Consider the following 24,021-nt stretch of genomic DNA (forward strand, 5'->3'; position numbering starts at 1 on the left):
CGTCACCGGGGCAGTGTCCCGGCGTCCGGGAGATCCGCGAGCACCGTCTCGCCGCCGACGGCGCGCTGGCCGGGCTCGACGCGGACGGTGCTGCCCGGCGGCAGCAGCAGGTCGACCCGCGAGCCGAACCGGATGAGCCCGTAGACGTCGCCCGCCCGCACCTCGTCGCCCGGCGCCGCGTCGCACAGGATGCGCCGCGCCACCAGCCCGGCGATCTGCAGGACGGCGAGGTCGTGGCCGTCGGTGCCGTGCACCCACATCGCGGTGCGGGCGTTGGTGTCGCTGGCCGCGGGCAGGTCGGCGGACAGGTAGCCGCCGGGACGGTGCTCGACGGCCTGGACCTGGCCGTCGACCGGGATGCGCTGCACGTGCACGTCGTAGACCGAGAGGAACACGCTGACCCGCGGTCGCGGGCCGGGCGGGAGGCCGAGGGCGACGAGGTCCTCGGGCGGCTCGGCGGTGTCGACGAGGCTCACCGTGCCGTCGGCGGGCGCCACCGCGATGCCGGCACGCCGCGGTGTCTGCCGGTGCGGCGCGCGGAAGAAGGCGGCGACGCCTGCGGTGACGGCGAGGGCGGCGAACGTGCCCCGCCCGCGCAGGGCGCGCAGGCCGAACGCGGCGGCGGCGACCGCGCCGATCACGGGCCGGCCGCCGGGGTGCAGCGGGGGCAGGGTGTCGCGGACGAGCGTCAACGCGTGGCGCACCGTGCCGCCGGGCGGGCCGGACGGGCGGTCGGCCTCTCGGGGGGAGTGGTCGGACAGGACCATCGTCGGTACGGATCCCTCTCGTCGACGGCGCGCGCAGGAAACCTATCGGCCGGGCGGGAGGTGCGACGAGGTGGGAAGGCCCGGGATGGGGCCGGGGCCGCCAACCCCCGAGTCGGCGACCCCGGCCGGGAACCGCTCGTCCGCTCCCCAGCGACAAGCGGTTGGTCCTGTGAGGGGCCCACCCGGTCAAGTGCCCGGACGCGTCGAGACGCTGTCGATGACACCTGTCACACATGGTGCCCGATGTCGCGTCACGGCGGAAGTGCGGGTCGCCCCAACGGCGCAACCGAAACGCTCGACGGGCGGGTGAACCCCCGATCGAGCCCCCCGCCCGGGGCTCCATCGAGCCCCACGCGCATCACCCGTCCAGGAGCCACACCTCGACGACCTCGCCGGCCTCGACGCGCGTCGTCTCCTCGCCGACCACGAGCAGGCAGTCCGCGCGGGCCAGCGCGGCGAGCAGGTGCGAGCCCGGCGCGCCCACCGCGGTCACCGTCCCGTCGACGGCGTTCAGGCGCCCGCGACGGAACTGGCGGCGCCCGGGCGGGGAGTCCAGGGGCTCGGACAGGCGGGCCCGCACGCGCGGGCGGCCGGGCTGCGGGTGGCCGAGCGCGGCGCGCAGGACCGGGCGGACGAAGACCTCGAACGACACCAGCGAGCTGACCGGGTTGCCCGGCAGCGTCACCACCGCGACGTCGCCCGTCGGCCCGTGGTGGTGCCCGAGCCCCTGGGGCATGCCCGGCTGCATCGCGACCTTGGCGAACGTGATCCCGCGGTCGGTGAAGGCGTCCTTGACCACCTCGTAGGCCCCCGCGCTGACCCCGCCCGAGGTCAGGACGAGGTCGACGGGGTCGTCGGCGCGGGCCGCGAGGGCCTCGTCGAGGGTGCCCAGGAACTGGTCGACGTCGTCGGGCACGAACCGCAGGAGCTCGGCGACCGCGCCCGCGTCGGCGACCGCCGCGGCGAGCATCGGCCCGTTCGACTCGTGGATCTGGCCGTGGCGCAGCGGTTCGCCCGGGGCGACGAGCTCGGAGCCGGTGGAGAGCACCAGCACCCGCGGCCGGCGGCGCACCGCGAGCGTCCCGGCGCCGACGGCGGCGGCGAGCCCGACCTGGGCCGGGCCGAGCACCGTGCCCGCGGGCAGCACGACCTGGCCCGCGGTGACGTCCTCGCCGGCGACCCGCACGTTCTGCCCGGCGGCGACCGCCCGCTCGATCCGCACCCGCTCGGTGCCGGCGTCCGTCCACTCGACCTGCACGACCGCGTCCGCGCCGTCCGGCACGGCGGCGCCGGTCATGATCCGGTGCGCGGTGCCGCCGTCGAGGGCGGGGCCGTCGGTGCGCCCGGCGGGGATGTCGGCGGCGACGGGCAGCTCGGCGGGCACGTCGGCCAGGTCGGCGCTGCGCACCGCGTAGCCGTCCATCGCCGAGTTGGAGAACGGCGGCAGCGCCATCGGGGAGACGAGGTCCTCGGCGAGGATCCGTCCCAGCACCCCGGCCAGCGGCACCGTCTCCGTCGCCGTCGGCCCCAGCAGGGCAGCCACGGCCTCGGCGTGCTCGGCGACCGGCCGCATGGCCGAGGGATTGCCGTGGTCGTGCCCGTGTCCCGTCACGGCGCGCATCGTCCCGCCCGCCGCGTGACCTCGCGATCGGGCCCCGCGATCCGGTCCGGGGGAGCACCCCCGCGGCGTTAGGGTCATCGGCGTGGCGGACCGGAACACGCAGGACCTGACCGGGCAGCGGCTCGGTCACTTCCGCGTGGACGGGGTAATCGGCCGCGGCGGGATGAGCGTGCTCTACCGCGCCACCGACACCCGTCTGGGGCGCCGCGTCGCGCTCAAGGTCATCGACGAGGCCCTCGCCGCCGACCGCGAGTTCCGCGAGCGCTTCACCGACGAGGCCCGCAACACCTCGGCCGTCGACCACTCCCACGTCGTGCCGCTCTACGACTTCGACGAGACCGACGGCCACCTCTACATCGCGATGCGCCACGTCGAGGGCCCGGACCTCGCCAGCGTCATCGACGGCAGGCCGCTCACGGTGGCGCGGACGCTGCGCCTGCTCGGCCAGGTCGCCGACGCGCTCGACGCCGTGCACGCCCGCGGCCTCGTGCACCTCGACGTCAAGCCCGCCAACGTCCTGGTGACGACGCGGGAGTCCGCCGGCGAGCACGTCTACCTCGCCGACTTCGGTCTCACCCGCCGCGGCGCCACCGGTCACCGCACCTCGGGCGGCGACTTCCTCGGCTCGCCCACCTACGCCGCGCCCGAGCACCTGCGCGGCGAGCCCGTCGACGCGCGCACCGACGTCTACTCGCTGACCTGCGTCCTCTTCACCTGCCTCACCGGCCGCGCGCCCTACCTGGGCTCGGTCACCGAGGTCATCGACGGCCACCTGGGCGGCGAGGTCCCGTCGGCCGCCGAGCTCGCCGGGCTCGACCCGCGCCTCGACGACGTCGTGCACCGGGGCATGGATCCCGATCGCCCGCGCCGCCACGAGTCGGCCAGCGCCGTGATCGAGGCCGCCCGGGGTGCGTTGATGGTCCCGGGCCCGGCGCCGCTGGTCGGTCCGCCGCCGCGTCGCCACGCCGCGGGCCCGCCCCGCCGCGCCGGGGTGCCGCCGGTGCGTCCGGTCGCCCCGGTCGCCCCCCTCGCCCCGGTGCCGCCCGTGCCTGCCGTGGGGGCCGCGACGAACGGGACCGCGTCGGCCCCGGGCGACGCCCCCGCCGGTGACCGGCCGCCGTCCGCGCCCGAGGCGGAGGTCGCGTCGGCCGCGGTCGCGGCACCCGCGAGCAGCACCCCGCCGTCGACCCCGCCGTCGACCCCGCCGTCGACCCCGCCGTCGACCCCGCCGCGGGGTGCGCCGTCCGGGCCCCCGGCTCCGGGGCGTCCGCCGTCCGGCCCGTTCCCGGCGCCCGACCGGCCCGGACACCCCGGCCCGGCGGGACCTCCCGGCCCGCCGCCGGGGCCGTTGACGCGGTCGTCGGTCGCGCCGCCGATGCGCCTGCGCGACCCCGTGCCCCCGGACCGCGACGGGTCGTTCGCCCGCAACACGGGACCCGTTCCGCCACGGGTCGTCGCCCTCGCCGGGGCCGCCGTGCTCCTGGTGCTCGTGGTGCTGCTCGTCCTGCTCCTGGCCTGAGCCCGACACCCGGGACCACGTCGGTTGCACTCACCCGACCCGAGTGCCAGCATGAGGTTGGCACTCGGTAGTGTCGAGTGCCAGGTCGGGCCGGTGAGGCCGGCGCAATGGAGCCGGTCGTCCGTCGCGGGCACCTCCCGACCGCGCACACGTGTCCCACATCGGAGGACCACCCGTATGGCCAAGATGATCGCGTTCGACGAAGAGGCCCGTCGCGGCCTCGAGCGTGGGATGAACACCCTCGCGGACGCCGTCAAGGTGACCCTCGGCCCGCGTGGCCGCAACGTCGTCCTGGAGAAGAAGTGGGGCGCCCCCACGATCACCAACGACGGCGTCTCGATCGCGAAGGAGATCGAGCTCGAGGACCCCTGGGAGAAGATCGGGGCCGAGCTCGTCAAGGAGGTCGCGAAGAAGACCGACGACGTCGCCGGTGACGGTACGACCACCGCGACCGTCCTCGCCCAGGCGCTCGTGCGCGAGGGTCTGCGCAACGTCGCCGCCGGTGCCAACCCGATGGCCCTGAAGAAGGGCATCGAGAAGGCCACCGAGGCTGTCTCGCAGCAGCTCCTGAAGTCGGCCAAGGAGGTCGAGACCAAGGAGCAGATCGCCGCCACCGCGTCGATCTCGGCCGGTGACTCGCAGATCGGCGAGCTCATCGCCGAGGCGATGGACAAGGTCGGCAAGGAAGGCGTCATCACCGTCGAGGAGTCGCAGACCTTCGGGCTCGAGCTCGAGCTCACCGAGGGCATGCGCTTCGACAAGGGCTACATCTCGCCCTACTTCGTCACCGACCAGGACCGGATGGAGGCGGAGCTCGACGACCCCTACATCCTGCTCATGTCCTCCAAGATCTCGTCGGTGAAGGACCTGCTCCCGCTGCTGGAGAAGGTCATGCAGTCCGGCAAGCCGCTCGCGATCATCTGCGAGGACGTCGAGGGCGAGGCCCTGGCCACCCTGGTCGTCAACAAGATTCGCGGCACCTTCAAGTCGGTCGCCGTCAAGGCCCCCGGCTTCGGTGACCGCCGCAAGGCGATGCTGGCCGACATGGCCATCCTCACCGGTGGCGAGGTCATCTCGGAGGAGGTCGGCCTCAAGCTCGAGACCGCCGACCTGACCCTGCTGGGCCGCGCCCGCAAGGTCACCGTCTCCAAGGACGAGACCACGATCGTCGACGGCTCGGGCGCCGCGGACCAGATCCAGGGCCGCGTCACCCAGATCCGCTCGGAGATCGACCGCAGCGACTCGGACTACGACCGCGAGAAGCTCCAGGAGCGCCTCGCGAAGCTGGCCGGCGGCGTCGCGGTGATCCGCGCCGGTGCCGCCACCGAGGTCGAGCTCAAGGAGCGCAAGCACCGCATCGAGGACGCGGTGCGCAACGCCAAGGCCGCGGTCGAGGAGGGCATCGTCGCCGGCGGCGGCGTCGCACTGCTGCAGGCCTCGGTCGGCGACGTCTTCTCGGGCCTCGGGCTCGACGGGGACGAGGCCACCGGCGCCAACATCGTGCGCACCGCGCTCGAGGCGCCGCTGAAGCAGATCGCCCACAACGCCGGCCACGAGCCCGGCGTCGTGGCGGAGAAGGTCCGTGGCCTCAACACCGGTGAGGGCCTCGACGCCGCCACCGGCGAGTACAAGGACCTCATCGCCGCGGGCATCATCGACCCCGCCAAGGTCACCCGCTCGGCGCTGCAGAACGCCGCGTCGATCGCCGCGCTGTTCCTGACCACGGAGGCCGTGGTCGCGGACAAGCCGGAGAAGGCCGGCGCCGGCGCCGGCGGCGACCCGACCGGCGGCATGGGCGGCATGGACTTCTGATCCACGCCGTCAGCGTCAGCTGATCACGCGAAGGGCCGCATCCCCTCGGGGGTGCGGCCCTTCGTGGTGCGCGGGGTCACCGCGCCCGGAGATCACGGGCACCTCGTCGACGTCGGACGCGCCCGCGAGGTGCACCAGGCGCCCCTGATCTCCGGAGCCTCGCCGCCGCCCCCGCGCCTAGGCTGTGGCCCGTGGCGACCGCCCCCGTGCCGCACGCCGTGTCCGCGCTCCCCGCCCCCGGCGAGCCCCCGGCCGACTTCGGTGACCTCCTCGGTCGCCTCGCCCGTCGCGCCCCCGAGGTCACCGCCGTGCTCGACACGACGCCCGACGGCGTGACCCACCCCGTGCGCCGCGGCGATCTCTGGCGGCGGACCCGCGCGCTCGCCGAGGAGCTGCGCGAGCACGGGATCGGGCGCGGCGACGCGGTCGCGGTGTGGATGCCGAACTGGAGCGACGCGCTGGTCTGGCAGGCCGCGGTCGCGGCCCGCGAGGCGCACGTCGTCGGCATCAACACCCGCTACGGCCTCGACGAGGTCACCCACCTGCTCGAGCGCGCACGGCCGCGGCTCGTCGCCCTGGCCCAGGGGTTCCACGGGCTCGACCTGCTCGACCGTCTCCGGGCCGCCGTCGAGCGCTCCGGCGTGGTGCCCGAGGTCGCCGTCGTCACCGGGCCGGGTGGGCCGGCCCCCGAGCCGGGGACGTGCGATGTCGGCGCCGGCGCCTGGACCCCGCGGCGCGACGACGGCCCCGATCCGGCTCCGTCGGACCCGGACGCGCTCGCCGTCGCGTTCACGACGTCCGGCTCCACGGGCCTGCCGAAGCTCGCCGCGCACACGACGCGGGCGGTGCTGACCCACGCCGCCGCCGACGCCGCCGTGCTCGGGCTCGTCGAGGGCGACGTGGTGCTCGGCGCGCTGCCGCTGTCCGGGGTCTTCGGCTACAACGCGGTCATGGCCGGGCTGGCGGCCGGCGCGGCGGTGCTGCTCGAGCCCACCTTCGACGCCGACCGCGTGCTCGACCACGTCGCGGCGCACCGCGTCACGCACCTCGCCAGCGGCGACGACCTCGTCCTGCGGCTGCACGAGGCCTGGACCGCGAAGCACCGTGACCTGTCGAGCTGGCGGTGGTGGGGCGTCGCCGACTTCCAGGGCCGCTCGCACGAGCTGGCCGCCTGGCTCGGCGAGCAGGGCACGCGGGTCGCCGGGGTCTACGGCTCGTCGGAGGTCTTCGCCCTCGCCGCCACCTGGCCCGACGACGAGCCCGCGCCCGCCCGCCTCGCCGGTGGCGGGCGCGTGGTGCACCCCGAGATCGCCGTCCGCGTCGTCGACCCCGGCACCGACGCCGTCCTCGAGCCCGGACGCGAGGGCGAGGTGCAGTTCCGGGGCCCGAACGTCGTCGACGCCTACCTCGGCGCCGAGGTGCCCGACGCGTTCACCGCCGACGGCTGGTTCCGGTCCGGCGACCTCGGCGTGCTCGTCGACGAGGGTGCGTTCGTCTACATCTGCCGGCGCGGCGACGCCCTGCGGCTGCGGGGGTTCCTCGTCGACCCCGCCGAGATCGAGCGCCGGCTGGCGGCGCACGAGGACGTCGCGACGGCCAAGGTGGTCGGTGTGCCCGGCGAGGACGGGGCCACGATCGCGGTCGGCTTCGTCGTCGCGACGGCGGGGCGGTCGCCGGTGGGGGACGATCTGGTCGCCTGGTGCCGCGCGACCCTCGCGGGGTTCAAGGTGCCGGCGGCGGTGCACGTCGTCGAGGCCATGCCCACGACGTCCGGCACGAACGGCACCAAGATCAAGGCCGCCGAGCTGCGCCGGTGGGCTCGCGAGAAGGGGTGAGGCGCCGGTGCGAGGCGTGTACCTGCCGGGCGGGCGCCGGGTGGACCTCCGCGAGGTGCCCGACCCCGAGCCCGGGCCGGGCGAGGTGGTCCTCGCGGTGCGGGCCTCGACGATCTGCGGCAGCGACCTGCGGGCGATCTACCGCGAGCACCTGGGCGAGGGTCCCGAGGCCTACCAGGACGTCATCGGCGGGCACGAGCCGTGCGGGCAGGTGCTCGCCGTCGGCTCGGAGGTCGAGCGGGTGCGGGTCGGCGACCGCGTCGTCGTCCACCACATCAGCGGCTGCGGGCAGTGCGACGAGTGCCGCCGCGGCTACCAGGTCAGCTGCACCTCCCCGCGCCGTCAGGCGTACGGCTGGCAGCGCGACGGCGGGCACGCGGAGCAGCTGCTGGCCCGCGAGCGCGATCTCCTGCCGCTGCCCGACTCCCTGACCTTCCTCGACGGCGCGTGCGTGGCCTGCGGCTTCGCCACCGCCTACGAGGCGCTGTGCCGCGTCGCGCTCGTCGGCGGCGAGCAGGTGCTCGTCACCGGGCTCGGACCCGTCGGGCTCGCGGCCGGGATGCTCGCCTCGGCGATGGGCTCGCCGTGGGTGGTGGGCACCGATCCCTCGCCCGAGCGCCGCGCGCTGGCCCGCGAGCTGGGTGCGGTCGACGTCGCGGTGGAGTCCGACGAGGAGCTCGGCGACCTCCTCGGCGACGGCGCCGAGGTGAGCGTCGAATGCTCCGGCGCGGGCGCCGCCCAGCTGACCGCCCTGCGGCACACCCGTCGGCACGGGCGCTGCGCGCTCGTCGGGGAGGGCGGGACGCTGACGGTCGACGTCAGCGCGGTCCTCATCCACCGCCAGCTCGCCGTCCACGGCTCGTGGGTGGCGCCGACGTGGCGGATGTCCGAGCTCCTCGAGCGCCTCGCGCGCTGGGATCTGCACCCCGAGCGCGTGGTCACCCACCGGTTCCCGTTGGCCGAGGCCGCGCAGGCCTACGAGACGGCCGACGCCGGCGTCGGCGGCAAGGTCGGCATCGTCGTGGAGTAGTGGCCTGTACCGGGAGCGCCCGGTCGCCTACGGTGCGTCGCAACGGGGGCGAGCGGGAGGGGCACGGATGAGTCAGGCGTCCGAATCGACGAGTACCGAGCGCCACCAACTACCGGTCCGCACACTCGTGGCGGCCAGCATCGGCAACGCGGTCGAGTGGTTCGACTGGACGATCTACGCGACGTTCGCCGTCTACTTCTCCTCGCAGTTCTTCGACAAGAGCAACCCGACGCTCGCGCTGATCGGGACGACGAGCACCTACGCGCTCGCCTTCTTCTTCCGGCCGCTGGGCGGGGTGCTCCTCGGGCGCCTGGCCGACCTGCGCGGTCGCAAGTTCGCCATGCTCGTCACGATCATGCTGATGGCGGGCGGCTCGCTGCTCATCGCCGTGCTGCCCACGTACTCGGTGGTCGGCTGGCTCGCCCCGATCCTGCTGCTGCTCGCGCGCATCGCCCAGGGTCTGTCGCTGGGCGGCGAGGTCTCCAACGCCAGCGCCTACCTCGCCGAGATCGCCCCGCCGAACCGCCGCGGGCGCTACTCGAGCTTCTTCTACATCTCCACGGGCACGGCGCTGCTCGCCGCGTCGCTGCTCGGCCTGCTGCTCACGACCACGCTCAGCCGGCCCGAGCTCGAGACGTACGGCTGGCGCATCGCGTTCGCCGTCGGCGGGGTCCTCGGCATCGTGGGGCTCTACCTGCGCCGGACGCTCGTCGAGACCGAGCAGTTCGAGGAGAACGTCGAGAAGGCGAAGGCCACCAAGAACCCGCTGCTCAAGACGCTCACCCACTACCCGCGGTCGGTCCTGCAGCTCTTCGGCTTCACCCTGCTCTCGACGCTGTGCTACTACACGTTCTTCAGCGCCCTGACCCCGTTCGCGGTGCAGTTCCGCGACGCCGCCGGGAGCGACGTGTTCCTGGCGTTGTCGATCGGCACGGTCGTGTTCATCCTGGGCCAGTACCCCTTCGGCGCCCTGGCCGACAGGTTCGGGCGCAAGCCCCAGATGCTGGTGTGGTCGGGGGCGTTCGTGATCCTCACCGTGCCGCTGAGCCTGCTCATCACCGAACGTCCACCACTGATCAACCTGATCATCGTGTTCACGGTGGGCCTCGGGCTCTACTCGGTGTTCTCCTCGATCGCGCCGGCGATCATGAGCGAGATCTTCCCGACCGAGCTCCGGGCGCTGGGGATCGGCGCCTGGTACAACCTCACCGTCGCGATCTTCGGCGGCACGGCGCCGCTGCTCATCGCGGCGCTGTCCGGTGCGGGGCGTCCCGACCTGTTCTTCTGGTACGTCTCCGGTGGCGCGCTGATCGCGTTCCTGATCATCCTCACGCTGCCCGAGACGAAGGGCCGTGAGCTGACGTAGGGGACGTTTCACGCGCGTGGTGGCAGGCTGGTGCCATGGCGCTGCTGCGGACCCTGCTCAACCTCGTCTGGCTGGTCCTGGCGGGGGTGTGGATGGCCCTCGGCTACCTGCTCGCCGGCATCATCTGCTGCATCCTGATCGTCACGATCCCGTGGGGGATCGCGTCGTTCCGGATCGCCCTGTTCGCGCTGTGGCCCTTCGGCAGCCGCATCGAGCGCCGCCAGGACGCCGGCGTGGGCTCCACGCTGGGCAACGTCGTCTGGATCATCGTCGCCGGCTGGTGGCTGGCGATCGGGCACATCGTCACGGCCATCCCGCTGGCGGTGAGCATCATCGGCATCCCGTTCGCCTGGGCGAACCTCAAGATGATCCCGGTGTCGCTCACCCCGCTCGGCCGGCGGATCGTCGACACCGACGACCCGCGGGGCTTCGGGGTGGACGGCCACCACGCCGCACCCCCGATGGCCGCGCGCCGCTGAGCGCGTGGCCCTCTCGGCGTGCTCCCTTCACTCGGACACTCGACGTCTGCGGCGCCACGCCGCTGACACTCCTCAGTCCGTGACCGGCAGGTCGTAGCGCCGGCGGATGCTCGACCCGAGACGGCGGACGTCGACGCCGTAGACGTGCAGCGAGATCGTCGTGACCGGCGCGGTGTTGGTGACGCGGTGGATGTCGCCCGGCGGCAGCAGCCCGGTGACGGTCCCCGGGCCCGCGACGTCCTCGCCGTCGACGACGAGGTGCTCGCCCACCCGGCGGTAGCGGATCTCGTGCTCCGCCCCGGTGTGGACGCCGACCACGCACCACGAGAGGTGGTCGTGGATCGGCGTGGTCTGCCCGGGCAGCCACACCAGCGCCACCAGCGAGAACGCGCCGTCGGGGGCGACGTGCAGGACGTGCTGCCGGTAGTGCGCGGGGTCGCCGACGCACTGCTCCGGCCGGAGCAATCGTGGATCACCGAGGTGCGGAACCAGGGCCCGGGCGACGGCGTCGACCCGGGTCCGGCCGGGGTGCGCGCCGCGCACGGCGGCGTCGAGGTCGTCGGTCAGGGCGGTCAGCGGGGTGGCGAGTGCGGTGGTCATGGTGGCCTCCTCAGGCGGCGGCGGTGAGGTGTCCGGCGGTGCGGGTCGAGCTGCCGGCGGTGAGGTCGGCGGTCAGGGTCGTCTCGTGGCCCCGGGTCTCGACCGTGACGACCGGGAGCACCGAGGCGAGCAGGACGCGCATCCCGGTGTTCTCGGTGAGCACGTCGGCGACGAGGCGCGAGTAGCCCTCCTCGCGACCGCGGGCGGCGACGGCGCGCAGCAGGCGTCGTCCGACGCCGCAGCCCTGCCAGGTGTCGACGACCTCGATGGCGAGCTCGGCGTCACGCAGACCCAGGGAGATGAGGCGTGCGATGCCGGTCGGCGCGCCGTCCGGGGCGAAGGCCGCCACCGCGATGTGGCGGCGGCCGTCGACGGCGGCGAGCTTCGTGCGCACCGCCCGGACCAGGCGCGGGGTGGCGCCGTGGAAGCGCAGGTAGCGGCTGTGGTCGGAGAGGCCGGCGAACACCGTGTCGAGCACGGCGACGTCGCCGGGCCCGAGCTCGCGGACGGTGGGGGCACGGCCGAGGGGTCGGGGCCCGGGTGTCTCCGGAGCCCCGGTGGTCCAGGTGCTGACGAGATGCATGGTGGGTCCTCCCTCGCGGGGCCGGACACCTCGTCCGGCGACGGACCGAGCCTGCGGCGCGAGCACCCCCCGCCTCGTCGGTGAGCACTCCCCATCTCGGCGCGCGCCGGTACCCATGCCGGGCGCGCCTCGGCCACGACGAAGCGGATTTCCTGGCACCCGGTGCCAGCGAGGACGCAGGGCTTGCACGGGCCCGTGCTCCGGACCGGGGGAGCACGGGCCGTGTCGTGCTCAGGGAGGCGCCAGGTCCCGGTACATCCGGATCGCGGGGCCGAAGCGCGTGGGCGCCTCGCCGACCGTGCGGAAGCCGCAGCGGGCGTAGAAGGCCTCGGCGCGGGGGTTCGCCGTGACCACGAGCAGCGGGGCGCCGGACTCGCGGGCCGTCCGCACCGCGTCCTCGACGAGGCGGGCGCCGATGCCGTGGCGCATCCGGGCCGGACGCACGAACAGGGCGTCGAGCTCGGCGGTCCCGTCGGGCAGGGGCAGCACGGTGGCGAAACCGGTCACGGTGCCGCCGACCTCGTGGACGCGGACCCGACCCGCCCGCAGGTCCGCGCGCGGCACCTCGATCGCGTCGGGGTGGGCGAGCAGGTCCTCGCGGTGGTCGTCCCAGATCATCGAGGCCTCGCGCATGAGGTCCTCGAGCGCGCCGGCCTCGTCCGTCCGGGCCGGGCGGAGGCGGCCGTCGTCCATCCGTCGATGGTGCGGGCGGTGTCGAGCGGGTTCACGGTCGCGGCGGAACGGTCCCCGGAGCGCGTCGGTGCCCCTAGCCTCGGAGCACACCCCGGGCACCAGGAGGACACGGTGAGCACTTCTCCGACGACGCCGACGAGCGGCGCCGACCTCGTGACCCGGTTGCTGGATCTCTGGTCGCGCCCGCTGCCCCCCGACGACACCGCCGCCCTCGCCGGGTTCGGCGAGCTCTACACCGACCCCGTCGAGGTCAACGGCACGTCGGTGTCCCTGGCCGACATGCTGGTCCGGGCCCGTGCGATCCAGGGCGCCTTCAGCGGGCTCGAGCGCGTCGTCCTCGAGCAGGTGGAGGCCCCCGGCAAGGTCGTGGTCGCGTTCCGGCTGGTCGGCACGCACACGGGCCCACTGCCGACGGCGCTGGGCGTCGTGCCCGCCACCGGCGGGGCCGTCGACCTCCGGGTGATCGACGTCCTGACCCTCACCGACGGCCGGATCAGCCGCATCGTGATGGCCGGCGACGAGCTCGGGAACCTCGTCCGGCTCGGGGCCGTCGCGCTCGCGGACGCCACCTGAGCCGGGACGATCCGCCTACGAGGGGTCGGGACGCTCCGTCTCGGGCTCGCCCTCGGTCTCGGTGGGCACGTCGGGGATGGCCGGCCCGAGCAGGTCGTCGGCGTCGACGATCCGGTAGGCGTAGCCCTGCTCGGCGAGGAAGCGCTGGCGGTGCGCGGCGTACTCGGCGTCGACGGAGTCCCGCGCGACCACCGAGTAGAAGTGCGCCTGCCGGCCGTCGGTCTTCGGACGGAGGATGCGGCCGAGGCGCTGGGCCTCCTCCTGGCGGGAGCCGAACGTGCCGGACACCTGGATGGCCACCGACGCGTCGGGCAGGTCGATCGAGAAGTTCGCGACCTTCGACACCACCAGCACCGGGAGCTCGCCGCGCCGGAACTGGTCGAACAGGAGCTCGCGCTCCTTGGTCTTCGTCGAGCCCTGGATCACCGGGGCGTCGAGGGCGACGCCGAGCTCGTCGAGCTGGTCGAGGTAGGCGCCGATGACCAGCGTCGGCTCGCCCGGGTGGCGCGCCAGGATGCTCTTCACCACCGGGATCTTGGTGCGCGCGCAGGCGCAGAGCCGGTAGCGCTCCTCGGCCTCGGCGGTGGCGTAGATGATCCGCTCGTTGTCGGTCATCGTCACGCGGACCTCGACGCAGTCGGCGGGCGCCACCCAGCCCTGGGCCTCGATGTCGCGCCACGGCGCGTCGTAGCGCTTGGGCCCGATGAGCGAGAAGACGTCGCCCTCGCGCCCGTCCTCGCGCACCAGTGTCGCGGTGAGGCCGAGGCGGCGACGCGACTGCAGGTCGGAGGTCATGCGGAACACCGGCGCGGGCAGCAGGTGCACCTCGTCGTAGATGATCAGGCCCCAGTCACGGGTGTCGAACAGCTCCAGCGCCCGGAACTCGCCCTTCGTCTTGCGCGTCATCACCTGGTAGGTGGCGATGGTGACCGGGCGGATCTCCTTGCGCTCGCCGGAGTACTCGCCGATCTCGTCCTCGGTGAGCGACGTGCGCGCGACGAGCTCGCGCTTCCACTGACGCCCGGCGACGGTGTTGGTGACGAGGATCAGCGTCGTCGCCCCGGCCCGCGCCATCGCCGCGGCGCCGACGAGCGTCTTGCCCGCGCCGCACGGGAGCACGACCACGCCGGAGCCGCCGTGCCAGAACCCCTCGACGGCGTCGGCCTGGTAGTCACGCAGCTGCCAGTCGGACTGGTCGAGCTCGATCGCGTGGGCCTCGCCGTCGACGTAGCCCGCCAGGTCCTCGGCCGGCCAGCCGACCTTGAGCAGCGCCTGCTTGAGGCGCCCGCGCTCCGACGGGTGCACGACGACGGTGTCGTCGTCGATGCGGTCGCCGATCATCGGGCTGATCTTCTTGTTGCGCAGGACCTCCTCGAGCACGGCGCGGTCGTTGGAGATCATGACCAGGCCGTGCACGGGGGAGTTCGTCAGCTGCAGGCGCCCGTAGCGGCCCATGGTGTCGACGACGTCGACGAGCAGGGCCTGCGGGACCGCGTAGCGGCTGTACTGCACGAGAGCGTCGACCACCTGCTCCGCGTCGTGGCCCGCCGCGCGGGCGTTCCACAGCGCGAGCGGGGTGACGCGATAGGTGTGGACGTGCTCGGGTGCGCGCTCGAGCTCGGCGAACGGCGCAATCGCCTGGCGAGCGGCGGGCGCCGCCTCGTGGTCGACCTCGAGCAGCAAGGTCTTGTCGGACTGCACGATGAGCGGTCCGTTGCCGGGCTGGCTCAACCTCTCGACCTCCGGGCACATCGACGGGTGGTCCGTCCCATTGTCCTCGTCGGTACGACACACCGTCGGGCGGAGCTGGGACGCCGCTCGGGGAGCGCACGGACGCGCCCGGTCATTCCCGGGAGCACGACGGATACAGTGAGCGCGCTCGACCCCGCCCTCGAGGAGTGACCACCCGACCCGATGGGCTCACGGCGCAGTGCCGGGGCCCGTCACCAGCGAGGACCGACGTGCGGTCCTCGCGATGACCGCCCTGGACGCCTGACCACTCTGATGCGCCCGTTCGCCTCGTTCCCCGATCGTCGCACCGACGTGTGCCCGCGTGACGTCGCGGTGTCACCCGTGTGCCATCGCTCGATCCGGTCGGCGGCGACTGTAGACCATGGCTGGTCACCGAGCGTGGACCAGGCAGGTCTTCGGCGTGGGGGAGTGTCGGGCGAAGTCCGACCGACCGGAGGAACCGGGAGGACCCGTCCGTGACCACCCCCGAGCGAAGCCCGGATCGGGCCTCCGTCCGGTACCACGATCCGCGCGACGGTCGTCCCGGTCCGGACGGCCCCGCCGGCGGTGACTGGACGGAGCGCCTGGCGCTGCGCAACTGGAGCCTGCCGGTCAAGCTCACCGCGGTCCTGCTGGTGCCGACGCTCTTCGTGCTGACCCTCGGCGTCCTGCGGATCATGGAGCAGACCCGGGACGCCGCCGAGTTCGACGGCGTCCAGCAGGCCGTGGCGCTCGAGGACGGCACGGCACGGGTGATGGGCAGCCTCGCCGACGAGCGCTCCGCCGCGGCGGTCTACGTGGCCGCGGGACGCGCCGGCGGCTCCGGTCCGGTCGAGGAGCGCATCGGCGCCACCCGCGACGCGACGTCCGAGCTGCGGCGCTCCTCCGGGCTGGCCGACTCGCTCGACGAGCAGACCCGCACGTCGTTCGACCAGGCCGACGCCGAGCTCGACCAGCTCGACCGCCTGCGCGACGACGTCATCGACGGCCGGGTGGACGCCGCGGGCGCCATCGCCCGGTACACCGAGGTCGTCGACACCCTCGAGATCTTCGACCGGTCGCTGTCGCGGGAGGCCGCCGACCCGAGCGTCGCCGGGCTCGCCTCGGGTCTCTACTCGCTCTCGGTGGTCCGCGAGGAGGACGCCTACGTCCAGGCCGTCGTCGCCGCCGGCATCGCCGCGGGCCGCATCGACGCCCCGTCGATCGACCAGGCGCGCAACGCGACGCTGCGCCGCTCGATCGCCGTCGACGACTTCCGCTCGGCGGTGGGCACCGACAACGCCGGGCTCGCCGACGCCGTGGTGGGCCCGGACGTCGACAACCGCGACCTGCTGGCGCAGGTGGTCCTCGGCCGCGGCGCCGCGGGGCTCCCGCTGCAGGTCTCGGGGCCGGACTGGGAGCGCGCGTCCTCGGCCGTCGAGGACCGGGACGCCGCGACCTCCGAGCAGCTGCGCGGCCAGCTCCAGGAGCAGGCCGGCGCGCTGCAGCAGGCGGCCCGCAACGGCGCGGGCGTCGCCTCGGTGATCCTGCTGCTGGCCCTGATGGCCGGCGCCGCGGTGGTCTTCTTCGTCACCCGCTCGCTGCTGCGGCCGCTGCGCCTGCTGCGCCGCAGCGCGCTCGACGTCGCCGAGCGGCGCCTGCCCCAGGCCGTCCGCAGCCTGCGCGAGGGCGAGGCGCCGGACACCACGATCGTCCCGACGCCGATCACCACGCGCGAGGAGATCGGCCAGGTCGCCCGCGCGTTCGACCAGGTGCACGAGCAGGCGGTCCGCCTGGCCGCCGAGCAGGCGGGTCTGCGGTCGGCGTTCAACTCGATCTTCGTGAACCTCTCGCGGCGCTCCCAGGCGCTCGTCGAGCGCCAGCTGCGCCTGATCGAGCAGCTGGAGAACTCCGAGGAGGACCCGGAGGCGCTCTCCAACCTCTTCCAGCTCGACCACCTCGCGACGCGCATGCGCCGCAACTCGGAGAACCTGCTGGTGCTCTCGGGCACCGACCTCTCGCGGCGGGGCAGCCGCCCGGTACCGCTGGTCGACGTGCTACGCGCCGCCGCCTCCGAGGTGGAGCAGTACCAGCGCATCGACCTCGCGCCGCCGCCCTCGGCCCAGCTCCTGGGTCGCACGGCGAGCGACGTCGTGCACCTCGTCGCCGAGCTGCTCGAGAACGCCACCACGTTCTCCGCCCCCGACACCCGCGTGCGGGTGCAGGCGAAGCAGAACGGCGACGGCTCCCTGCTCGTCGAGATCATCGACTCCGGTGTCGGCATGAGCGAGGAGGACCTGCACGACGCCAACGTGCGGCTCGACTCGCCGCCGACCGTCGACGTGTCGGCCTCGCGGCGCATGGGCCTGTTCGTGGTCGGGCGCCTGGCCACCCGCCACGGCATCACCGTCTCGCTGCGCAACCGCGAGGACGGCGGCGTCGCCGCCACGGCCCTGGTGCCCGCGTCCGCGGTGCTCGCCGTCGCGCCCGAGGGCGCGGCGACCCCGGCGGTGACGGCCGGGGCGTCCGCGGGGGCCTCGAGGTCCGTGCCCGAGCAGGCCCGCGGTGGCGGCTCCGGGCTGCCGCAGCGCGGCCAGCGCCAGGGTGGCGGCGCGCCCGGGTCGTTCTTCGCGCCCGGCGTCGACCCCGAGCAGGGTGGTGGGGACGCCGCCCGTCCCGGCGGCGCCCGCGAGCGGCGGTCGATGCTGCCGCGGCGCGGGTCGTCGAACGGGGCAGCCGGTACCAACGGCTCGAACGGCTCCCCCGGGCACGGGACGAACGGCACGAACGGGTCGGTGCCGGGTCCCGCAGGCCCCGGACGTCCGGGGGGACCGACCGGCCCGGCGCGTCCCGGGCTCGCCCCCTCCGAGCCGCCGCGTGAGCCCGTCGGCCGCGCCCCGGCCGAGGAGCCCGAGACCCCCGAGGCGCCCGCCGAGGACACGGCCGTCGACGGTGCGGGCGAGCAGGACGAGCGGGGTCGGCACGGCCTGGTCGGTGGCGCTGCCGCCGGAGGGGCCGCGGCCCTGATCGGTGCGGCCGCCGCCCGCCGTCGCAGCCGCCGCTCGGAGGACGGCGCCGAGGACGCCGCCCCCGACGCGGAGGCGCCCGCGGCCGACGAGGTCGCCGACGCGGACGGCGCCGACGGCGACGCGCCGGAGTCCGGCGAGGCGGACGCGGGCCGGCACGTCCTGCGTCCCACCGGGCTCGCTCCGGGCCAGGGTCCGGGCCCGACGCCGGGTCAGGGGCCCGGGCCGGCGCCCGGCCCGATGCCCTCTCGCCCCGGCTCCGGTGGACCGGCCGGCCCCGGCTGGGGTCCCCCCGGGGCCCCTCGCGGCGGCCCGCCCCCCGGCTGGCGCGGTCCCGGCGCCCCTCCCGGCCGCGGCCCGGCCGGTCCCGGCTGGGGACCGCCGCCCGGGGGGCCCGGACGGCCCGCCGCCGCCGGTCCGCCGATGTGGAACGGCGCGCCCGTCGTGCCCCCGCCCGGACCGGGCCCGGCGGAGTCGGACGAGGCGCCGGCCGAGGTCGTGGACGACGTCGAGAACCCGGTCGAGACTCCTGCCGAGGCGTCCGGCGAGGGCTCGGTCGAGACCCCGGTGGACGAGCCGGCCGACGAGCGGGTCGAGGACACACCCGAGGCCGCCGCCGCACCGACCGAGACCCCGGAGGCCGCGGCACCGCTGCCGACGCGTCGCGGGACCTTCCCGCTGCGTCCCCGGGTCGTGCGGCCCCAGCCGCAGGCCGACGCCGCCGAGAGCCCGGCCGAGAGCCCGGCCGACGCGACCGCGGCGACCCCCGCCGGCCCGACCCCGGAGCCCGAGCAGGCCGTCGAGGAGCCGGCGGCCGTGGACGCCGCCGAGCCCGTCGCCGAGGACCCGGCCTCCGCGGAGCCGGAGGAGTCCGAGGACGTCCGGCCCGCCCGCCCGTCGGGACGTCGCCTGTCGCCCAGCGGCGTGCCGTTCGCCCCTGGCATGGCGCCCCGCCTGCGTCCGCGACGCACCGGACCGCCGTCCGAGGGCGAGGACGCCGCCGAGCAGCAGGAGACGCCGGGCGAGGACACCCAGGCCGACGAGGCCCCGGCCGCCGCCCCCGACGAGGTCCCGGCGGCGGAGCCGGAGACGCCCGCCGGACCCCCGCCCCTCCCGGGCGGCCTGCCCCGCCGGACCGCGGGCCCGCCGGCGCCGAACGGCGCGCCCGCCCCGGGCGGGCTGCCGCAGCGGCCGTCCGGACCGCCGGCGCCGTCCGGTCCGTCGGCACCGGGCGCCCTGCCGCAGCGGTCGGCCCGGCCGCCGCAGGTCCCGGCCGGCGCGAACGGGTCGGCCACCGGGCCGGGCGACGGCGCACGGCTCTTCGACGCGCCGCCCCCCGCGGACGGAGAGGGCCGCACCCGCAACGGCGGCGGGCCCCCCGGCCGCGTGACGCCCGAGCGGCCCCCGGGCCGCCCCGGCGCGCCGCAGCGGGAGCGCACGCCGATCTACGACGAGGTCGCGTCCGCCTGGTTCCGGGAGGCGCCGCCCTCGGCGGGCCCGGACGAGGCCGAGTGGGCCTCGAGCTCGGGCGACGAGGGATGGCGCGCGGCCGCGGCCACCGCGGACGCCCTGGACACCGGCGTCAGCGCCGGCGGCACCACCGAGGCGGGCCTGCCCAAGCGGCGTCCCCGGGCACAGCTCGTGCCCGGTGCCGCCCGGTCCGGGGGCGCCGGGGCACCCGGCGGCGCCCCGGACGGAGCCGCCGCCGGACCGCGTCGCAACGCCGACGCGATCCGTGGGCGTCTCGCGAGCTACCAACGAGGCGTGGCCGACGGGCGTACCAGCCGTCAGGCCCGACCGGCCGACACCGGAGCAGAGCGCGACGCGCGCTCCGGGGATGAGGAGGAGCAGTGACGGGAGCCCAGTCGCAGCCGAGCCGGTTCGGCTGGTTGGTCTCGAACTTCGCCGAGCGGGTGCCCGGGGTGGCGCACGCGGTCGTGGTGTCCGCCGACGGGCTGTTGCTCACGGGGTCCAGCCGGCTGCCGCGCGACCGTGCGGACCAGCTGGCGGCCGTGGCGTCGGGGCTGATCAGCCTCACGCAGGGCGCCGCGCGGTGCTTCGAGGCGGGCGATGTCGTGCAGACGGTGGTCGAGATGGAGCGCGGGATCGTGCTGCTCATGTCGATCAGCGACGGCTCGTGCCTGGCCACGCTGGCGGCCCCGAACTGCGACATCGGCCTGGTGGGGTACGAGATGACGTTGCTGGTCGACCGGGTCGGCCAGCTGCTGACCCCCGAGCTCCGTGCCGAGCTTCAGGGGTCGGCGGTGCGATGAGCGCGTCGAGGGGGTGACGACCCGTGAGCGATGAACCCGGCGAGTCCTTCGCCGACGTCCTCAACGGGATCAGCGGACCGCCGCGGTCGAAGGGGCCGCGCGGCGAGCGGCGCGGGCTGTTCCGGCGTCGCCGCGACGAGCCGTCGGACGTCCAGGACGGCCCCGACGGCACCGACGGGTCCGACGGGTCCGACGAGGTCGCCCCCGGGACCGCGCCCGGCACCGTCGCCGCGGACGGCTACCTCTACGGGAGCGGCGAGCCCGACGGCGCGCACGCCCTCGCCGAGGGCGAGCCGCCGACCGCCCCCTACGGCGTCCCGAGCCCGGGCGGCGTGCCACGCCACGAGCTCCCGGAGCCCGAACCGCCGGACGAGCGCGCCGACGACGTCGCGATCGTGCGCCCCTACGCCTGGACGGGCGGGCGCACCCGTCCGGCCTACGACCTGGCCATCGAGACCCTGGTCTCGATCGGCAACGCGGGCCGCGACCCCTCGCGGATCCCCCAGTACGAGCACCGTGCCGTGGCCGAGCTGTGTCGCGAGCCCCGATCGGTGGCGGAGGTGGCCGCGTTGCTGACGCTGCCGCTGGGCGTCGCCCGGGTCCTGATCGGCGACATGGCTTCGCAGGGCACCGTCGTGGTGCACCAGACCGCCTCGACCTCGGGCGACGTCCCGGACATGGCGTTGATGGAGAGGGTGTTGAGTGGACTTCGACGGCTCTGACGCAGCGGTCGCGGACCCCGTCCCGACCACCACCTCGGCCAAGATCGTCGTGGCGGGGGGATTCGGGGTCGGCAAGACGACGTTCGTGGGCTCGGTCTCCGAGATCGACCCGCTGACCACCGAGGCCGTGATGACCGACGCGAGCGCCGGTGTCGACGACCTCTCGGCGGTGCCGAACAAGCGCACCACCACGGTCGCCATGGACTTCGGTCGCGTCTCCCTGGACTCCGACCTGATCCTCTACCTGTTCGGCACGCCCGGGCAGGACCGGTTCTGGTTCATGTGGGACGACCTCGTGCGCGGCGCCATCGGTGCCGTGGTGCTCGCCGACACCCGCCGGCTCGCCGACTGCTTCGCCGCGGTCGACTTCTTCGAGGACCGGCGCCTGCCCTACGTGCTCGGCGTCAACCTCTTCGACGGGATGCTCCGCCACGACATCGAGGACGTCCGCGAGGCCCTGGCCATCGACCCGTCCGTGCCGATCCTGACCGTCGACGCCCGCGACCGGGAGTCGACGAAGCAGGCGCTCATCTCGCTCGTCGAGCACGCCATGCAGGTCTGGGCGGTCGGCGCCCGCGCCTGATCCCCGAGGCAGCGAACGCGCTGTTCGCTGCTTCTAGGCGTACGAAGTCCCCGTTCGCGTCGGCGCCTCGCCTCCGAGCCGCGTGATCAACGGGGACTTCGCGCGCGTAGAAGCAGCGAGATACCCGTTCGCTGCGGACAGCGGGGCGAGACCTAGCGGTCGGCGAGGACGCTGACCGAGGTGATGCGGTGCAGGGCGAAGGACAGCGGCGAGCCGCCGATCACGTCGCCGTTGGTCTCGCCGTCATCGGTGTCCTCCACACCCTCGAGCACCCCGCCGCCGACGCGCAGGGGGCGCACGACGCGCTGGGACGCGGTGCCGTGGGCGTCGACGTAGCCGATCCACACGCTGCGCCCGGAGCGCGCCGCCTCGGCGAGGACCGCGACGGTGGCCGAGGTCGTCGCCGAGCGCGTGGGGTTCCCCGTCGCCCCGCGACCCCGGGCGGCGCTCGCGGCGCGGTCGCCGGCGCGCAGCTGGGCGACGAGGGCGGTGATCTGGTCGTCGGAGAGGGTCGGCGTGGTGCCCACCGCGCGCTCGGGGCGCCGCGCGGCGGTGCGCCGGCCCTTGGGGCGCAGGTCGAGCACGCCGCCGACGTCGTCCTCGGCGACGGGGGAGAGCCCGGCGGCGCGCAGGGCCTCGAGCACCTCGACCAGCGGCTGGGTGCTGACCAGCACGGTGGGGGCGATGCGCCGCAGCTCGAGACGCTCGGCCTCGGGGTGGACCATGACCTCGGCGATCAGCGCCTCGTCCTCGGAGCGCAGGAACGACGCCGCCGCCCCGCCGCGCAGGCGTCCGTGGCGGCGGGCGACGTCGTCGACGAGGTAGGTGAGCCCCTGGGGGACGGGGGTGGCCGAGCGGGTGCGGAACAGCTCGTGGAGGTCCGCGGCCGTCTGCCCCAGATCGAGCGCGCGGCGCACCGAGCCCTCGCTGATCCGGTAGACGGTCGCGCTGCCCGCGGACTCGACGTCGGCGACGCGGTCGAGCGCCGCCGCGAGCTCGGGCTCGAGGCGTCCCGGGGCGACGGCGGTGAGGTCGGCCTGCAGGAGCACGTGGTCGATGGGGTCGGGCAGCGCGCGGCGCAGCGCGGCGGCCGCGGCACCGTCGGGGTCGTCGCCGGGGCTGCGCGCGGGGACGAGCAGCTCGCGGGTGGCGGAGGTGACCGTGTCGTGGGCGACGAGCCCGAGCGTCGTCGCCTCGCGCAGCACCGTGCGCGCCATCTCGTCGCGCTGCCGCCCGCCCTTGCGCGGGGCGCGCCAGGCCAGGGACGCGATGAGGTCGTCGGCGCTCGGGGGGCCGTCGCCGTCGGCGAACTCGCGGAGCCGGTCGAGCACCCGGCGGCGCAGCGCCGGCGCCCAGGGCCGGCGCGCCTCGTCGGAGAGCGGGCCGATGAGCTTGTCGCCCACGTCGCGGGCGCCCACCAGCGACGGCGCGCGGGGCGTGTCGAGCCACCCGCGGGCGAGCGTCACCCAGCGCACGTCGGGGCCGGAGGCGAGCCACCGGTCGACGGCGCTGGTGGGCGTCCACGCGGGATCGTTGCCCTCGGAGACCGCGACGAGCCCCGCGCCGGCGAGCACCTCGACCAGCAGGGCCGCGTCCTGCTCGGTGACCCCGAGGTCGCGGGCCACCCGGCGCAGGTCGCGCACGCCGAGCCCACCGGAGCGCAGGACCGCCGGCGGATGCGCCGACCACGCGGTGAGCACGGCCTCCGCGCGCCGGGTGACCTCGAGGATCTCGCCGGCGGCGGTGGCGTCGACGTCGGCCGGGTCGCGGTGGCGCGGCGGGGGCATGGGGTCGGTGACCGCGACGTCGCCGAGCGGGCGGTCGCCGCGCACCGCGAGGGCCGCCTCGCGGGTGAGCTCCACGGTCTCGAGGTCGACGCGCACGAGGATGCCCGCCGCGAGGAGCCGGCCCACCGGCCCCCTATCGGCGTGCTCCCCCGAATCGGCCCCCTGCGCGCGGCTGCGGCCGACGGGCCCCTCGGTGGCCAGCGCGTCGACCACCCCGCGCTCGTCGGGGGGCAGGGCGTCGACGATCTCCGCGGGGTCGTCCGCGGTGGCGATCGCCGAGAACTCCGGTGCGGGCCGGCCGAGACCACCGGGGTAGCGCACCGAGACGTCGCGCAGCGCGGGGACGGCACGCACACCCGCGGTGGCCGACGGGTCCGCGCGGGCCAGCTCCGGGGGCACGGTGGCGCCGTCGGACCAGGCCAGCGCCCGGCGCTCGAGGTCGGCGAGCGCGGCCCGGCCGGCGTCGGCGCGGTCGGGACCGAGGAGCGCGAGCACGTCCCCGAGGGCGGCGGACATCTCGTCGGCGCGCACCACCAGCAGCGCGTCGACCACCTGGAGCGTGAACGCGTCGAGGTCCTCGCACGCACGGCCCACCGACATCCGCACGCTCGCGCGCGTCGCCACCACACCGATGTCGGCGGGGGCAGGCAGCGCCAGGTCCGGACGCGCGCGCAACAACGCGCCCAGGGTGTCGTCGTCCTGGGCGCGCAGGTGGTCGAGCAGGGTCCGGGCGGACATCGCCTCCCCACGGTAGTCGGGCTCCGGCGCGCGCACCCTCGAGGTGCGGCAGACTGGAGCCCCGCCGTCCCGGCGGGCGTGTGTGAGAGACGGCGGGAGGAGCCAGCGGCCATGGCAGACGACGACGAGACCACGACCCCGCGCCAGGATCCGTGGTGGCCCGCGGACGAGGGGGACCACCCGATCACCGAGCTGATGGCGCCCACCCAGGGTTCGCCGTCGCCGTACGGGGAGACGCAGTTCCCGCTGCCCGCCGACCAGCTCGGCTACGAGCACCCGGTCACCGAGATCAACCGCTGAGTAC

19 protein-coding genes are annotated in these 24,021 nt (G+C 75.4%); 12 read left to right on the plus strand and 7 right to left on the minus strand.

Annotated features, from left to right (window positions below):
* Nucleotides 1-2 precede the first annotated feature (2 nt).
* Nucleotides 3-767 (minus strand): phosphatidylserine decarboxylase, encoded by a 765-nt coding sequence (locus tag PH191_RS18695; protein WP_274196123.1) that lies wholly within the window; start codon nt 765-767, stop codon nt 3-5.
* A 358-nt stretch (nt 768-1,125) separates the two neighbouring features.
* On the minus strand, nt 1,126-2,340 hold the full coding sequence (gene moeA, locus PH191_RS18700; protein ID WP_274196194.1) for a molybdopterin molybdotransferase MoeA: 1,215 nt from the start codon (nt 2,338-2,340) through the stop codon (nt 1,126-1,128).
* A gap of 130 nt (nt 2,341-2,470) precedes the next feature.
* Between moeA and PH191_RS18705 the strand changes: the two genes are divergently transcribed.
* The 6 genes from PH191_RS18705 to PH191_RS18730 all read left to right on the plus strand — a co-directional run bounded on the left by PH191_RS18705 (nt 2,471) and on the right by PH191_RS18730 (nt 10,429).
* Nucleotides 2,471-3,907, plus strand: a complete 1,437-nt coding sequence (locus PH191_RS18705) for a serine/threonine-protein kinase (protein ID WP_274196124.1) — start codon at nt 2,471-2,473, stop codon at nt 3,905-3,907.
* Between the two features lie 177 nt (nt 3,908-4,084).
* On the plus strand, nt 4,085-5,719 hold the full coding sequence (gene groL / locus PH191_RS18710; protein WP_274196125.1) for a chaperonin GroEL: 1,635 nt from the start codon (nt 4,085-4,087) through the stop codon (nt 5,717-5,719).
* Nucleotides 5,720-5,910: 191 nt separating this feature from the next.
* The gene (locus PH191_RS18715) at nt 5,911-7,554 is read left to right on the plus strand and encodes an AMP-binding protein (protein ID WP_274196126.1); all 1,644 of its coding nucleotides are present in this window, start codon (nt 5,911-5,913) and stop codon (nt 7,552-7,554) included.
* A 16-nt stretch (nt 7,555-7,570) separates the two neighbouring features.
* Nucleotides 7,571-8,584, plus strand: a complete 1,014-nt coding sequence (locus PH191_RS18720) for an alcohol dehydrogenase catalytic domain-containing protein (RefSeq protein WP_274196127.1) — start codon at nt 7,571-7,573, stop codon at nt 8,582-8,584.
* Between the two features lie 67 nt (nt 8,585-8,651).
* Nucleotides 8,652-9,950 carry an MFS transporter gene (locus PH191_RS18725; RefSeq protein WP_274196128.1) on the plus strand — a complete coding sequence of 433 codons (1,299 nt, stop codon included), beginning with the start codon at nt 8,652-8,654 and terminating at the stop codon, nt 9,948-9,950.
* A gap of 44 nt (nt 9,951-9,994) precedes the next feature.
* Nucleotides 9,995-10,429 (plus strand): YccF domain-containing protein, encoded by a 435-nt coding sequence (locus PH191_RS18730; protein ID WP_274196195.1) that lies wholly within the window; start codon nt 9,995-9,997, stop codon nt 10,427-10,429.
* Between the two features lie 72 nt (nt 10,430-10,501).
* Here PH191_RS18730 and PH191_RS18735 read toward each other — a convergent pair whose 3' ends face one another.
* The 3 genes from PH191_RS18735 to PH191_RS18745 all read right to left on the minus strand — a co-directional run bounded on the left by PH191_RS18735 (nt 10,502) and on the right by PH191_RS18745 (nt 12,305).
* Nucleotides 10,502-11,029: a cysteine dioxygenase family protein gene (locus tag PH191_RS18735; protein ID WP_274196129.1), complete on the minus strand. Its 528-nt coding sequence runs from the start codon at nt 11,027-11,029 to the stop codon at nt 10,502-10,504.
* 10 nt (nt 11,030-11,039) lie between these two features.
* A complete protein-coding gene (locus PH191_RS18740) occupies nt 11,040-11,612 on the minus strand; it encodes a GNAT family N-acetyltransferase (RefSeq protein WP_274196130.1) in 573 nt (190 codons plus the stop codon).
* A 231-nt stretch (nt 11,613-11,843) separates the two neighbouring features.
* Complete coding sequence (locus PH191_RS18745; RefSeq protein WP_274196131.1) at nt 11,844-12,305, minus strand: GNAT family N-acetyltransferase; 462 nt, start codon at nt 12,303-12,305, stop codon at nt 11,844-11,846.
* 111 nt (nt 12,306-12,416) lie between these two features.
* Between PH191_RS18745 and PH191_RS18750 the strand changes: the two genes are divergently transcribed.
* Nucleotides 12,417-12,878 (plus strand): ester cyclase, encoded by a 462-nt coding sequence (locus PH191_RS18750; protein WP_274196132.1) that lies wholly within the window; start codon nt 12,417-12,419, stop codon nt 12,876-12,878.
* 15 nt (nt 12,879-12,893) lie between these two features.
* Here PH191_RS18750 and PH191_RS18755 read toward each other — a convergent pair whose 3' ends face one another.
* Nucleotides 12,894-14,609 (minus strand): DNA repair helicase XPB, encoded by a 1,716-nt coding sequence (locus tag PH191_RS18755; protein ID WP_274196133.1) that lies wholly within the window; start codon nt 14,607-14,609, stop codon nt 12,894-12,896.
* A 476-nt stretch (nt 14,610-15,085) separates the two neighbouring features.
* Between PH191_RS18755 and PH191_RS18760 the strand changes: the two genes are divergently transcribed.
* Genes PH191_RS18760 through PH191_RS18775 form a run of 4 tightly spaced genes read left to right on the plus strand, consistent with a single transcriptional unit; the run spans nt 15,086 to nt 21,192 of the window.
* Complete coding sequence (locus PH191_RS18760; RefSeq protein WP_274196134.1) at nt 15,086-19,468, plus strand: nitrate- and nitrite sensing domain-containing protein; 4,383 nt, start codon at nt 15,086-15,088, stop codon at nt 19,466-19,468.
* Entirely contained in the window at nt 19,465-19,887 is a 423-nt protein-coding gene (locus PH191_RS18765; RefSeq protein ID WP_274189874.1) for a roadblock/LC7 domain-containing protein, read from the plus strand. Before PH191_RS18760 ends, PH191_RS18765 begins: the two co-directional genes overlap by 4 nt.
* Nucleotides 19,888-19,910: 23 nt before the next feature.
* Entirely contained in the window at nt 19,911-20,609 is a 699-nt protein-coding gene (locus PH191_RS18770) for a DUF742 domain-containing protein (protein WP_274196135.1), read from the plus strand.
* Nucleotides 20,590-21,192 carry a GTP-binding protein gene (locus tag PH191_RS18775; RefSeq protein ID WP_274196136.1) on the plus strand — a complete coding sequence of 201 codons (603 nt, stop codon included), beginning with the start codon at nt 20,590-20,592 and terminating at the stop codon, nt 21,190-21,192. The genes PH191_RS18770 and PH191_RS18775 overlap by 20 nt, the downstream gene beginning before the upstream one ends.
* Nucleotides 21,193-21,344: 152 nt before the next feature.
* Here the strand turns inward: PH191_RS18775 and PH191_RS18780 are convergent, their stop codons facing one another.
* Nucleotides 21,345-23,717 carry a helicase-associated domain-containing protein gene (locus tag PH191_RS18780; protein WP_274196137.1) on the minus strand — a complete coding sequence of 791 codons (2,373 nt, stop codon included), beginning with the start codon at nt 23,715-23,717 and terminating at the stop codon, nt 21,345-21,347.
* Between the two features lie 111 nt (nt 23,718-23,828).
* Between PH191_RS18780 and PH191_RS18785 the strand changes: the two genes are divergently transcribed.
* Nucleotides 23,829-24,017, plus strand: coding sequence for a hypothetical protein (locus tag PH191_RS18785; RefSeq protein ID WP_274196138.1), 189 nt, complete (start codon nt 23,829-23,831; stop codon nt 24,015-24,017).
* Nucleotides 24,018-24,021 lie beyond the last annotated feature (4 nt).

The sequence above is a fragment of the Actinomycetospora callitridis genome, from assembly GCF_028737265.1.
Classification (GTDB): Bacteria; Actinomycetota; Actinomycetes; order Mycobacteriales; family Pseudonocardiaceae; genus Actinomycetospora; species Actinomycetospora callitridis.